Annotated in this window: 13 protein-coding genes; 5 read left to right on the top strand and 8 right to left on the bottom strand. The window is 55.0% G+C overall.

All coding sequences use genetic code 11. The features are described 5' to 3' along the window. Positions 1-6: 6 nt before the first annotated feature. The 3 genes from atpF to atpB all read right to left on the bottom strand — a co-directional run bounded on the left by atpF (position 7) and on the right by atpB (position 1,829). On the bottom strand, positions 7-552 hold the full coding sequence (gene atpF / locus DDZ13_RS00680) for a F0F1 ATP synthase subunit B (protein ID WP_110129495.1): 546 nt from the start codon (positions 550-552) through the stop codon (positions 7-9). A gap of 68 nt (positions 553-620) precedes the next feature. After that, entirely contained in the window at positions 621-890 is a 270-nt protein-coding gene (locus tag DDZ13_RS00685) for an ATP synthase F0 subunit C (RefSeq protein ID WP_110129496.1), read from the bottom strand. Positions 891-983: 93 nt separating this feature from the next. Next, the gene (atpB, locus tag DDZ13_RS00690; protein ID WP_233246046.1) at positions 984-1,829 is read right to left on the bottom strand and encodes a F0F1 ATP synthase subunit A; all 846 of its coding nucleotides are present in this window, start codon (positions 1,827-1,829) and stop codon (positions 984-986) included. A 189-nt stretch (positions 1,830-2,018) separates the two neighbouring features. Here atpB and DDZ13_RS00695 point away from each other — a divergent pair, with 189 nt between their 5' ends. Next, positions 2,019-2,252, top strand: a complete 234-nt coding sequence (locus DDZ13_RS00695; protein ID WP_110129498.1) for a hypothetical protein — start codon at positions 2,019-2,021, stop codon at positions 2,250-2,252. Positions 2,253-2,307: 55 nt separating this feature from the next. Here DDZ13_RS00695 and trmB read toward each other — a convergent pair whose 3' ends face one another. From trmB to DDZ13_RS00710, 3 genes are all read right to left on the bottom strand, one after another. Next, positions 2,308-2,904 (bottom strand): tRNA (guanosine(46)-N7)-methyltransferase TrmB, encoded by a 597-nt coding sequence (trmB, locus tag DDZ13_RS00700; protein WP_110129499.1) that lies wholly within the window; start codon positions 2,902-2,904, stop codon positions 2,308-2,310. A 103-nt stretch (positions 2,905-3,007) separates the two neighbouring features. Next, complete coding sequence (locus tag DDZ13_RS00705) at positions 3,008-4,024, bottom strand: LolA-like protein (protein ID WP_110129500.1); 1,017 nt, start codon at positions 4,022-4,024, stop codon at positions 3,008-3,010. Positions 4,025-4,058: 34 nt separating this feature from the next. Beyond that, positions 4,059-4,850, bottom strand: a complete 792-nt coding sequence (locus DDZ13_RS00710) for a hypothetical protein (protein ID WP_110129501.1) — start codon at positions 4,848-4,850, stop codon at positions 4,059-4,061. A 132-nt stretch (positions 4,851-4,982) separates the two neighbouring features. Here DDZ13_RS00710 and DDZ13_RS00715 point away from each other — a divergent pair, with 132 nt between their 5' ends. Then, complete coding sequence (locus DDZ13_RS00715; RefSeq protein WP_110129502.1) at positions 4,983-6,251, top strand: type II secretion system F family protein; 1,269 nt, start codon at positions 4,983-4,985, stop codon at positions 6,249-6,251. A gap of 148 nt (positions 6,252-6,399) precedes the next feature. Here the strand turns inward: DDZ13_RS00715 and DDZ13_RS00720 are convergent, their stop codons facing one another. Beyond that, entirely contained in the window at positions 6,400-7,653 is a 1,254-nt protein-coding gene (locus DDZ13_RS00720; RefSeq protein WP_110129503.1) for an argininosuccinate synthase, read from the bottom strand. A gap of 127 nt (positions 7,654-7,780) precedes the next feature. Beyond that, complete coding sequence (locus DDZ13_RS00725; RefSeq protein ID WP_199221018.1) at positions 7,781-8,881, bottom strand: 3-oxoacyl-ACP synthase III family protein; 1,101 nt, start codon at positions 8,879-8,881, stop codon at positions 7,781-7,783. Between the two features lie 83 nt (positions 8,882-8,964). On the opposite strand from DDZ13_RS00725, the gene DDZ13_RS00730 reads away from it, so the two are divergent. From DDZ13_RS00730 to DDZ13_RS00740, 3 genes are all read left to right on the top strand, one after another. Beyond that, positions 8,965-10,086, top strand: a complete 1,122-nt coding sequence (locus tag DDZ13_RS00730) for a sulfotransferase family protein (RefSeq protein WP_158279717.1) — start codon at positions 8,965-8,967, stop codon at positions 10,084-10,086. Between the two features lie 3 nt (positions 10,087-10,089). Then, positions 10,090-10,884 carry an SDR family NAD(P)-dependent oxidoreductase gene (locus DDZ13_RS00735; protein WP_110129506.1) on the top strand — a complete coding sequence of 265 codons (795 nt, stop codon included), beginning with the start codon at positions 10,090-10,092 and terminating at the stop codon, positions 10,882-10,884. Positions 10,885-10,945: 61 nt separating this feature from the next. Next, positions 10,946-13,399 (top strand): thrombospondin type 3 repeat-containing protein, encoded by a 2,454-nt coding sequence (locus DDZ13_RS00740; protein ID WP_110129507.1) that lies wholly within the window; start codon positions 10,946-10,948, stop codon positions 13,397-13,399. The last annotated feature ends 10 nt before the right edge of the window (positions 13,400-13,409 follow it).

Genomic DNA, 13,409 nt, shown 5'->3' on the forward strand with positions numbered 1-13,409 from the left:
AGCAGATTAGTTAGAAGACCCAGCCAATTCCTTGGCGGCAGCGTCGGAGAATGTTTTTCTGTCTTCCTCGGAGAGCTCTTTGGAAAGCACCGTGGAAGTTGTGGTAACAACGAGACGCGCGACCTCCTGGCGTACATCGGACAACATCTTCTGGCGCTCGAGCTCCGTTGCTTCACTGGCCTTGCGGATGATCGATTCCGCTTGGTTCGCGGCTTCCTGAGTCTTTTTCTCGATCATTTCCTTCGATTGCTCGCGGGCCTCTGAGAGAATGCGCTGGGCTTCCTGAGCGGCTTCCTTGACCTTCTCCGAGCGCTCGCGCTCGGCCTCAGCCAGTTGAGTCTTCATCTCCTCGGCATACTGAAGACCGTCCGCAATCTTTTGCTGACGCTCGTCCAGGGTCTTGGCAATGGGCTTAATCGCAAAACGATAGAGCAGGAATGCGATTATGGTAAAGTTGATCGCTTGCGCGATGATCAGAGACGGATTGAAACCGAACTCCCGCGCAAACTCACCACTGGCGGGATTGGTGGCTGCTAAAAATATGAAGTCCATCGTATTACCGAGGTTAGTTTAGTAAGAGAAAATTTCCGGGCCTGCATGTACAGGCCCGGAAAGAAAGGTTAGCCCAGGATCAAGCAAAGAATCGCCACACCCTCGGCAAGCGCCATTGCAAGAATGGATTGAATCAGGACCTTACCGGATGCTTCCGGGTTACGGCCAACAGATTCACAAGCCTTGTAGCCAATCAGGCCAACACCCAGAGCACCACCAAGTGCGCCCAAAGCGGATGTAATGCTACCGGTCACGCCAGTAGCCTTAACTGCCTCTGTTACTGCTTCTGTCGCCTCTGCTACTGCGGTAGCGTCTGTTGCTGCAAGTATTTCAAACATAGTATTTAGTGTTATTGTTATTTATGTAGTTCGTTTTTGAAGTATTCAGGCATCTGTGAGTTAACTCTGGCCCGATGCTACCTCAAAAGTGTGCTAGTGTTCTTCTTCGTGGTTACAGATTAATCCGATGTAAACAGCAGTCAGGAGAGTGAAGACCAGGGCTTGGATCAAGCCGACCAAAGTCTCCAACAGATAAAAAGGAAGCGCTCCCGGAACATACCAGGGAAGCATATCGATGATTTTAGCCAGTAGGGTTTCGCCACCGAGAATGTTACCGAACAGTCGCATCGACAGCGTCAGCGGCCGAATGCCGATTGAAACCACCTCAATCAAACCGACCAGGAGGAACACAAGGCTAAGGAAAAAATACAGTGGCAGTGGCGTAGAATCCTTCTCCGCCTTATTCCCGAAGAGATCGTGCGCGAGAAGCTTGATGCCGGCATACCGCAGCACGAAATAAAGCCAGCCGAGCATCGCTATCGCCGCCAATGCAATTGTCGTATTCAGGTCGGAATTGGCCGGGCGGAAAAAGTAATTCAGATTACCTTCAGCATCTTTGAAGCCGAAAGCTCCAACGCCCGGAAGCAAGCCAGACCAGTTGTTGATCAGGATGAAGAGAAACAGACAAATTAACAACGGCAGCACTTTGTTGATCAGCTTACTGCCCACAATCGGCTCCATGACCGACTCCAGACCCGAATAGACGCTCTCAAATACTGCTTGTCCCTTCGTTGGGATCAACTGCGGCGTACCCACAGCCAGACGGACTGCTAAAATAAGTGCGAGCGCGATCACCCAAGTCGTCAGCATGGAGTTCGTGATCGGCATACCCATGATCTCATGCAACTGGTACGCATGCGAACTGACCTCGCCCCCTGCGGCATTGAGTGCCGTGGCGCTTGCGAGAAGGACAAAAACTGTTGGTAGAAGCTTGTTCACGAGGAACTTGAGGGTGATTCAGGCGCAGAAATTTAGCGAAAAGCCGAAGGTGATGACGTCGGGTCTCAATCTCGTCAACACCTGATTTGCAGGCCATCGCGCAGGATTAGTTCTACTAATGTGGCTTATCATCAAATCAAGCAGTTCTGAACTTGCCAGCGGGATAGGAGGCTCAAATCTTATTACCCCATGCCTGAGCTGACCAACTTAACCGACCGGATCTCCCATTTGCGTGACCGCAAGGGCAGTTCCCCCGTTGTGCAGGGGGGTGGCGTTCCGGAAGAACCGAAGCCGTCGGCTCCGAAGAAGAGACGCCCCGAACGCAAATTCGCCACCGACTACTTCATGCTCTTTGTCTATGCCCTCCTCGCCTTCGCATTGGTGGCACAGCTGGCTTTAATCGTCTGGCTGGACGTGATTTAGAAGGCCCGGTTTCCACGCAGGCGATGGGCTTCCGCACGATCCGCCCCCTTCCGGTTCAGACCCGACGCGCGATCACGGAGTGGTATTCGTCCATCATGTCCTGAAAATAAGTATCATTTTCGTGGGGCCATTGGGCCTCAGCATCGATCTGCCAGTCCGGATGTGCTTCCAGATGTTCGATGGTCCAGTCGTAGTAGGGCCGGTCGTCAGAGCGGAAACAGAACTGCCCTCCCCTGTCCGTCCGCTTGGCCACTTCATCGAGAAATGCAGGCTGCACCATGCGGCGGCGGTGATGCCGGGCCTTGGGCCAGGGATCCGGAAAGAGCAGGACGGTACACTGGAAACGAATGGCATCCGGCAAGACTTCCAGAAACTCGTTCAGCTCGGCTTTGTAAAAGTGCAGGTTCTGCAGCTCGCGCTTGTCGCGCTTGTTTAAACATTTGCGGATGCGCCAGGAGATCAGGTCAATTCCGACGCACTGTAAGTGCGGATGCTCCTCTGCATAACTGGTCAGCCAATGGCCATGCCCGCAACCTGCCTCAAAGAGGATCTCCTCCACCCCGGCGAGCTCTCGCTCCAAAGCTTCACGCAGCTCGGCCTTACGCTCGGCTTGTCTGGCAAGCTCACGGGCATGACTTTCAGAAATTTCCATCCTGCGGTTTATGATCCATGAGGTAATTTGGCGTCAAGTCCCATGGAGCTGAAGCATCTGTATTTAAATGATCCGGAATCGCCCACTTCATCCAACCAAAGAATCAGCGCTGTGGTTTACCAATTTTGTCTAAAATGGAATCCACCTCGGTTGATTCCGGATCAGGGAATGCAGTGTTGCCGAACCCCTCCGAACCAAAACCACCTTCGCCAAGAGGAATGGTGCCTTCCGGTTCATCAATTAGGGCAACATCATCGGGGTTCGATTCCTCGACCGGGCTATAGCCTTCTGCCGGACGTTGAAACATCCATGGCGTCATCCCGATATTTAGCTGGATCTTCTGCATTTCGACTCGATGTACCTCTTTGCCACCCGACTCCATTCTGGCTGCAAATGGAAAACGCACACCGCCGACTCGGCGAAAGTCACTGTATGTCGTTTGTTCCTGGAGCCCGGTGAGCGCATTTGTCGTCATTTGCCGCCGTTCCGCATAATTTGAAGTATCCAGGTAAGAAATAATGCGCTCTCCATCCGGCAGAGTGGTTACCAGTTTGTAGCAGGAATAATCAGCGACCTTTTCAACCCCCGACAACTCGATGGTTTTGCCCTTAATCAGGGGGTACAAGAGGGGACCGCCAATACTGGCATCACGGATAAAATTGCGCGCTTCCTTCTCAGACATTCCCCTCGGCTTTGCGCCCGAACTTGATGTATTTATTTTCCAGGCATCCTCTCCATCGTACCCCATGACGAGTTGTGCGCTACCACCCGCAAAAACATCCATTTTACAGTAATCCGGCTTTTTCTTAAATGCGACGAACCGAGCGACTCCATTCTCCAGGTGCAGTCGTCCGTCAAACCGGACGCTTTCAAGTGTCTGCCAGTTATCGATCCCGCCAAAGGTCGCCTTGTAGTATCGATTTAGAATGTGCACCAGATTGGAATCGAGCCCCTCGGTATTCATCGGAGCCAACTTTTGAATCGACTCCCGGTAAGACTGTTTCTCCGCAAGCTGTTGTGCGTGAACACCTGCGGACAGTGCCGCGGCGAGCAACACCCCCCGGCACCAGGTCCCGATGAAAGCACACCAGCGATTCAGCACATCAGAACTCAGTATCATAATAAAATAAAAGTGGGTTCCCAGCCTTGAAGGCCTAGTCCGGCTTATGGAACATCCATGGCATGACTCCGGAGTTCACTTTGACATCGTTCAAGGTAAGCGAACTGACCCACTTCCCCTCTTCAAGGCTCTCCACACGCTTCGCGATCGGCATGCCAAACTCGCGAATGTAGTCTTTGTAGATGACACTATTCTGAGCATCAGTGAGAAGGTCTTTATTGACCACCTTAACTTCGAGATAGCTACGGATATCGATAAAGTAGTCGACCTGGTATCCGGTATCGAGTTCGACCCGGATTTGGTGGCAGATGGCCCCCTCAACCGGCACGGTGTCGACAAAACGTATGCGCTTGCCCTCAGCAAAAGGGTAGAGCAGGTAGTTGCCAAAACGCGCGCTGTGGATAAAACGCCTCGCCTCCACATCGGTCATGGACTCGGGCTTGGATCGCTTGCCTTTTTGCTTCCATGCAACTTCCCCGTCATAGGCGAGCGTCAGGCCCGTTTGGACCGTCTCTTTGTAGAGGTTCATCTTAATCAGGTCCGGCTTCTTTTGGTAAGCATTAAGCTGTAACTCCCCGTCTTTGGTTTTAAGCTCTCCACTGACCTTTAGGCTGACTATTTTCTCCCAGACTTCCGGGCCGCCCAGCCCATCACGGTAATAGCGTCCTAAAATTTTTCCGATCCGGCTATCTCCCATCTCCGGCATGGCCGTATTCCGCACGACGACATTCATCTCCTCCGGCGGCAAGGAGAGTGTATTGTCGTCAGCCGCAGCAAGCAGCAGCGGAGCAACCGAAAATACCAGTAGATGGTGAATGCGAAACATTATCAGCGTTAAACTGCTTAAGTCGTACGTAGGCAAGATTTGTTCCTTAGGGCGGAATTAGAAGATTGATTCATTGGCCGCTTGCGAAAAATATCGACTTGGTACGGGCGCGAAGCCTGTGGATTTAAAACAATGGCATTATTTGACTACAAAGCGCGGAACCGGGACGGCGTCGTTGTCAGTGGTCAAATTGAAGGCCCCGAGCGCAGGACGGCGATGCGTCGGCTACAGGCGGATGGACTCAGCCCGGTGACCTTGAAGGAAGTCAGCGGCAAATCCCCCTCTCCCCTCTCCAAATTGAGTGAGAAGTTAAAAACCCTGAACGGGAATCCGAAAAAGGAAACTGCCGACCCCTCCAGATCCGGAGGTGCTAAACGCGAACATATTGGGCTGGCAGTCATGAAGCGGCTCCTTGAGCTGCATGGCTCCGGACTGCCGGCTGGTGATTCCATTCGTATTCTCAGCCAGCGCCTGAGTGAAAAGGAGCAGAAAGCGCTGGCCACCTCACTCTGGCGGGATTTGAGCGAAGGTGCCACCCTCGCCGGAGCCATGGCCCGCCAACCGAAATATTTTTCCGGCTCGGTGAGTTATGTGGTCGAAGCAGGCGAAGCGACGGGGAACCTTGCCCCGATTCTCCGAAAAATCGTCGAGCACCTGGAAGAGAAACAAGCCATCCGTAAGAGGATGCTGGCCAGTATGGCCTACCCCGCCTTTATCTGCACGGTCGCGATTGCGGTGGTGATCCTTTTTATCACTGTTCTGCTACCGCAAATTCAAGGGATGCTCGACCGCCTGGGCGGAGAAATGACCTGGAGCGCACGTCTGCTCATCGACGGCTCCGCCTTACTGACAAAGGGCGGCCCGGTGATCGTCATCGCACTTGTGCTCGCCGGGGTTGCTTTGCAGCAGTGGCGGCGGAGCGATGCCGGCCGCAAGCAAACCGACAGGTGGCTCCTGCGTACGCCTCTGTTGGGAAAGATCTTTTATTATTCCGACCTTTTCCAATCGGGCAGTTTGGTCAGCACGCTTTTGGAAAGCGGGATCAATACGACCGAAACTCTCCAACTGACGGAGCGAACGATCGCCAACCTTGAGTTGCGTGAGCGCTTCCGGACCGCACGCGGGGAAGTCAACGAGGGGCTTTCCATTGCACAGGCCTTCCGCCGAAACCATTTCATGCCCGATATCGCGGTGGATATCCTGACCGTCGGTGAAGACACGGGGAATCTCGGCCAAAGCATGAACGAAGTCACCCGTGGATTCCGGGACGAACTGACCAAGCGCCTCGGGGCACTGACCAATATTGTTTCCACCGGGGCACTCGCTTTCGCCTTTATCCTGGTTGCCCTGATCGCGCTGGGAATCGTCACCAGCGTGTTTCAGGTCAGCCAGACTTTGTAGGTGCCCCCTCAGGGAAATCAAACGGGAGGGTCCAGCTCAGGCCTACGCAAAGCTACGGCGGCGCAAGCCGTCTGGACCGCGCAGGCCGAATGCGGAACCGATTGCACTGTCGCGGCCCGGACAGAGCCGGGCCCTCCCATCCCGAAAGTCAGCTTTTCTTAAGCTGACTTTCGGAGGCGATCTCCGGGCCGCCCTGTGCCAGGGCGCGGCGGCGGAGACGAAGGGCGTTCAGGCGAATGAAGCCGCTGGCATCATCGGGGTTGTAGTCGCTGGCAACCCCTTCCATGGAAGCGATATTTTCATCGTAAAGGGAGAGCGGCGACTTGCGCCCGACTGTGGTGATATTGCCCTTGTATAGTTTCAGGCGAACTGTGCCGGTCACCGTCTTTTGTGAATCGTCGATCAGGGCCTGCAGAGCTTCCCGCTCCGGTGCGTACCAGAAGCCGTTATAGACCAACTGGGCATAGCGCGGGATGAGCCCGTCACGCAAATGCATGAGCTCCCGGTCCATGGTAAGTGTTTCCATATTGCGATGCGCATGCATGAGAATGGTCCCGCCCGGGGTCTCGTAGACACCGCGGCTTTTCATACCAACAAAACGGTTTTCGATGATATCGACACGGCCCACGCCATGCTTTCCGGCCAGTTTGTTGAGGTGCTTCATCACCTGGGCCGGATTCATCGCCGTGCCGTTGACGGCGACACAATCGCCCTGCTCGAAATCGAGCTCCACATATTCCGCCTCGTCGGGCGCATCTTCCGGCGCCGCGGTCAGCTTGTACATCGCCTTGTTGTCATCCGTGGTCGGATCGAACCAGGGGTCTTCCAGGATTCCGGCCTCATAGGAAATATGCAGAAGATTGCGGTCCATCGAGTAGGGCTTGGAAGCGCTGGCCTCCACATCGATACCGTGCTCGCGACAATAGTTGATCATTTCCGTACGCCCCGGAAAGGCGTCCCGGAACACCTGCATACGCCAGGGGGAAATGATCTCTAATTTCGGAGCCAGCGCAGCATAGGCCAGCTCGAAGCGGACCTGGTCGTTGCCTTTGCCCGTAGCGCCATGAGCGACGGCATCGGCACCCTCTTTCTCCGCAATCTCGACATGCGCTTTACCAATCAAAGGGCGGGCAATCGATGTGCCGAGGAAATATTGCCCCTCATAAATCGCGTTGGCACGCATCATGGGGTAAATGAAATCGCGGGCAAATTCCTCGACCAAATCGACCGTGTAGTGGGCACTGGCACCGGTCGCTTTCGCTTTTTCCGGCAGACCATCCAGCTCTTCCTCTTGTCCGACGTCGGCGGCGAAGGTTATAATTTCGGCGGAATAGTGCTCTTTGAGCCAGCTTACGAGAACGGAGGTGTCGAGCCCCCCTGAATATGCGAGAACAATTTTCATAGTTGGTGATACGAGATATGAGATAGTTACGGGATGAAACCGCGTGAGGCCAAGCCTTTTACGCGGCGGGCTTGTGGCAAGCAGGAAACCGCGTAAAAGGCTTCGCCTCACGCGGTCCCGGGCTTCACTAGAAACGCAGCCGGATATGCCCCATTCCGAATCCACTGGCTGCGCCGTAGAGGAAGCATTCCGCCCCGGACCCCAGCAGGAGCTCACCCTTATCCATAATTCGGCGCATGGCCAGTGGGATCGCAGTGCTGGCCGTATTGCCGTAAATATCCGCGGTGATGACAACTTTATCCGTCGGCATCTTCATGTCCTGAAGGCAGACCTCTTCGATTAACTTTCGCGAGATTTGGTGGGGCACAAAAAAGTCCAACGATGCCGCAAAGTCCTTCTCCCCAAAATGGTCGCGCCGGATGCGCTCATAATCCTGAAAATACCTCAGGCTGTAACGTCGGGCGATCTTGGCCAGGGCTGGCATATCGAGGTAAAACCACGGATTGATCGCCCCGCCGTTCTGGCGCCACTCTTCCTTTTCCGGAACGTGGCACAGCCGCCAGTGCTCCCCGTATGTCATCAAATTAATTTCCGTCAGGCCGATCCCGTTATCTGCAGGCTCAAGCAAAAGCGCCGCCCCGGCGTCGCCCAAAGTCAGCCCTCCCATTTTGGTGCGTAATTCTTTGACGTCCGCGACCTCCCGGTTGCAAACCACACTGCCCAGCTCTCCGCTGCAAATCAGAACACGCCGGGCGGCTCCGGTGGCAATAAGGCTGTTGCCGATATTCATGGCCTGCAAAAAGGAATTACAGGCATTGGAGACATCAAAGGAGTTGACGCACTTCAAGCCGAGCCGCTCCTGAACGATGTTCGCAGTGGCCGGCTCCATCATGTCCATATCCGTACTCGCGAAAATCAGGGTGTCCACGGTGTTAATATCCAGACTCGCACGCTTCACCAGGTCGAAGATTGCTGCGACTGCCAGGTCCGAAGGAACGGTGCCTTCCGCCGCATAAACCCGATTGTGATTTCCGGTTGTCCGGGCTATAATATCGGGCAGGCTGCGCTTTAAACGATCCGGGCCCTTGACCAGATTCGCCATTTCAGCGTTATCCACCACTCGTTCCGGAATGTGCACCCCGATCTCACCCACCCGGGAACGCGGCTGCTCAAACTGCTGCATCCTTTGGAAGTGATAGTACTCTTTAAGCTCTTTTGCTGTATTCAATGTAGTTATTACCTAAGGGGTCCGGGCGCAGATGGAAAGAGATTTTTCTCGCAATACCCGTTGGGACAACATTCTGGATGACGATGGAGCACCGGAAAAAGCAAGTAGGCGTTGAAGGATTGAACGTCAGTTATTCCAACTGGTTTGCGAAACACTTCCTGCGCTCCACTTTCGAAAACCAGTGGGTCATCCCGGAACCGCTGCCCAGGGCCGTGGCGTCTTTTCTTCGCTGGTACGAAAAGCGGTGCATGCGAATCGACCTTACGGACATTCCCATTGATAAGCCGATCTTCATCATATCTTTACCCCGCTGCGGTTCTTCCATGCTGCAGGATATTTTGTGCACACATCCCAAGCTGGCCTACACGACGAATATAATGGATATTTGCCGGTCGGCTCCGTGCGCTGCCGATCATTTAAGGCGAAAATTCGGGCTGAACATTAGCGGCGAGCGCTTTCTTAAAGATAGTGTTATCGTTGACGGCGGCACACCCGCCGACCCGGTGGCGACCTGGGCCGATTTATTCGGGGAAGACTATTTTGAAATAAGCGACCGCCAACCTGATATCGACCACCTCAATACGGAACGGAGGGAAGCGATCAAAACTACCATACGCCAGGCGATCTGGTGCCACGGTAGCGCAGGGAGACGCTTCTTTTGTAAGACACCGATGCTCCTGCCCTACCTCGGAGTCCTCAATGCACTCTTTCCGGATGCCAAATTCATCCATCTGATCCGGGATCCCAGACAGGGGGCCAACTCGATGCGGAAGGTTTACCGCATCAGTAACGAGAGGCTCAAGGAAATCCGCTCCCGCCAGGGTCGCCCGCTTCCAGAAGAGCCTTTTATCCCCTACCCGCGGCTGCCGAGAATAAAGGAGTATCTTGAACGCTACGGTGCTGACGACATACGGACCACGGCTTCACTATGGAACGAGGCCATCGATGTCGTCGACCGCTACCGCCCCGATGTCAGGCACTTGCTGGAGGTCCGCTACGAAGATATTCTGGAGAATCCCGCCGGTAAGATGGCCGAGCTCTTCGCATTCTGCGAATTGGAAGCACCCGCGAAGGACAACCTGGCCTATCAGGAGAAACTTCAAGGTATCGGTGTCGTTCACCACAAAAACCGCTATCAGGATTTCGGTACCATTACCGAGATCTGCCGTGAAAAGATGCTGCGCTACAGCTACCGCCCGGATTAAGCCATGCCCACGGATGTCAATCGTCAGGATTTTTCGACGCTCGTCATCACGGGTGGTTCCTCCGGCATCGGGCAGGCTATACTTGAATATTTTTTGCAGGCGTTTCCGAACGCGCAGGCCATCAATCTCTCGCGATCCGAGCCATCGATTCAGGGCGGTGCCGGGCGCTTGCAGCATATCCCGGTTGATTTAACAGATGCGGCAGCGCTGGAAGAAGCAGCTGGTAATGTCATCGACTCCCTCCACAAGCGTCCGGGACATGTCCTGTTGGTGAACAACAGTGGCGTCGGGAAACATTGCCGCTTCCAGGAGTGCGACCACAAGTCTGTTCTGGACACAATCGATCTGAATGTTCGGGCCAGCCTGCACCTGACCGGGCGATTACTGCCTAGCCTCCTCGAACACGGCGGCTGCATTGTCAACGTCGCCTCGACGAGCGCGTTTCAACCCACCCCCTGGATGGCCACCTACGGCGCGACGAAGTCCTTCCTGCTCAACTGGACGCTCGCCCTGAACGAGGAACTACGCGGTACCTCCGTGCGAACGCTCGCCCTATGCCCCGGTGCGACCGATACCGAATTTATTCCCAAGGCGGGATTCACCCGGCCCGTACGTTCGTTTTGGGCCATCTCCACAACGGAAGATGTGGTTGATGCCCTCTTCAGAGGCATGGAGCGGGACCGGCCCCTCATTGTGCCGGGTGGGGTGAATCGAATGCTCGCCTGTGCGGCCACATTGGGCTCGAAAGCATTGGCCACGTATGTTGCGGGTTGGCTGATCGGGCGCTCGAAAACTTAGGGTAACGATAACAGGCTCGACCAAAGACAAAAAATCTATTGGGTAAAATACTCCTACTACCATGAATGCGACCACCTTTTTTAAAGTATCCGTAGCTGCGTTTTTCACGGCGCTGGTCGTGCAAGCAGCCGACCCTCACGCCAGCTTTCAATCAGAAGTCATCGCCAAAGCGCAACCTGACGAATGCTTCTACAATTTATACGATCCGGAGGTCCCCGGAAGCGGTGAAAATGTTTATGAGAAAGGCGGAATCGACTGTCAGGCTTGTATAACCGCTGGCGGGGTGCCCAAGATTAATCAGAGCTACGTTTGGGGCATGACGCGAAAGGACAACTATCTCTGGTTCGGCACGGGCCCGAACGTCAACCGTCTCGTCAGCAGCGTCTATTTAGGTGCCAGTATTGCCAGTATCTCAAGCAGTATCGACCGGGGCATCGATTTTAGCGTGGTCGAATACGCAGACAGTAAGTTTGCCCGCGACGGGCTCTATGATGGCGCAACCTACAAGGGACCACCTGTTGACGGTTCGATCGGCGACTGGCGACCACCGGATGCTTATCGTTACAACCTCGATACTGATGCGCTGGAGAATCTCTACGCACTCATGGATCCGGCAGAACAGGACTTGATCTGGCGCACGCTGGGACTGCGCTCGGCTGGCTACACCGCATCGAATGCGACCCATACCAGTGGCCTCGTCTTTCTCGCCGGGCCCAGCACGACTGCAACGACGCAAGGTGGCGACGGTATCATCATGTTCGCATTCGATGCCGCAACCGGGGACTGCGTGGGAGCCCAAAGCTTCCCTGCCTACTCCAACATCCGTAAATGGAAGTTCTTCGATGGTCAGGTCTATACCGCGGTAGCTACGCAGACCGGCACCGGCGAAGTCCTTCGTTGGATCAACAACCCCGGTCATTCGGATTATCCCTTTGCCTTTGTCAAGGTCGGTAACCTGGATGCAGGCGGTGCCGAGCTCGAAATTCACGACGACGGCGACGGCCCCCGTCTCTTTGTCAACACTTGGCCCGGGGTTGAAGGAAACCTGGATCTCGGCGGTGATATCGATGCCATCCTCGATTTGATCAATGCCCCGGCCGGGCTCTGGCGGAGTCCGCTCATACCAGCTGGCGGCCTCACCGGTTCGCATTCCGGGAACTGGAATAAAGTCTGGAGCGTAACGGAATACGAACCTGACCTGGTGGTGGCCCTGCACTACGGTGGCGGTGCCATGGCCTCTTACGACGGCTATCTTCACTGGGGCACCATGCATGTGCCTTTGACTGCCTATGTCGCTCACAGCATTGGCTACGGAACTCCCACGCCAGTCATCCCCAGACCAGACCCCTATCCCGAAGATCCTGAAGATCCCGCGAGAGTTGCCTATGAGGCCGATCTCGAACGCTTCGAAGCTGAACAGGAAGAGGACTTTAGAAACTCCTACCGTGCGATTTCCATCTGGCGTGGCAAGGACTTCACAAACACATCGGGAGATATCGAACTACTTTACGGCTCTTCTGAAATGCCAGTGCGAATGGAGCGGACCGCCTTCACCGGAACAGCTCGCGGCTCTTTATCACTCCTCAATTGGGGGGCATTCTTTGAAGACAATGTGGGCGCACTTCGTTTTGTCGAGGATGGCCAAGAGGTGCCGTCAGGGCTATTGGGCTGGACGACCGTCGAGATGGAAGACGGCGGCGACTGGGAAGTCACTCCCAACACCTCCGGATACGTGCCACTCTATGGCCCCGAGGGCATTGAGCCGGACTCCTTTTTCGGCGGTCTGGTCACCTTTCCCTACAATAATTACACTTGGACTATGCAGGTTTTTGACGGAAAACTCTACATCGGCACCATGGATTGGGATGACATCCCCTCGCCCGATGAGGCTGACGGAGCACACCTCTATTGCCTTCCCTCGTCGACGGAGCCGGCAGTAACCATCACTCGTCGCGGGATGGAAAACTGGTCCAGCTACGGGATACGCACGATCGAAGCGGACGAATCACGGGGCGAGCTCTATCTAGGTATGGCCAACGTCAACAACTTGCTAAGCAAGAAAGTCGGTGACCCTGAAGACGGTGGATGGGAGATTCAGCGGGTGAAGCTGCGCTACACGGACGACGACCTCGATGAACTCGACGACGGCTGGGAGATTTCCAATTTCGGCTCGATCGGGTCGACCGATAACCCTACGGGCAACACGGACGGTGATCCACTGAGCGACTACGAAGAGTGGCTGGCTGGCACCGACCCGAACGACACCAACAGCTTCTTCTTTGCGGTGCCGGAGAATGCAGCGACCGAGGGACTCCAGCAAATTGAGTGGCCCAGTGTCGGGGGCAGCCCGATCCGCTACTACACGGTATGGGAGACGACCTCACTTACTGGCACATGGAGCCCGGTGGCCACTTATGCAGGCACTGGCGCCACCATGTCTCACGAATACGACCCTTCGCTAAGCGATGCAAAATTCTTCAAGGTCGAGGTCAACCTCGACGCCCCGGCTCCCTAGCACGGAAAGC

The organism is Coraliomargarita sinensis, from assembly GCF_003185655.1.
GTDB classification, from domain to species: domain Bacteria; phylum Verrucomicrobiota; class Verrucomicrobiia; order Opitutales; family Coraliomargaritaceae; genus Coraliomargarita_B; species Coraliomargarita_B sinensis.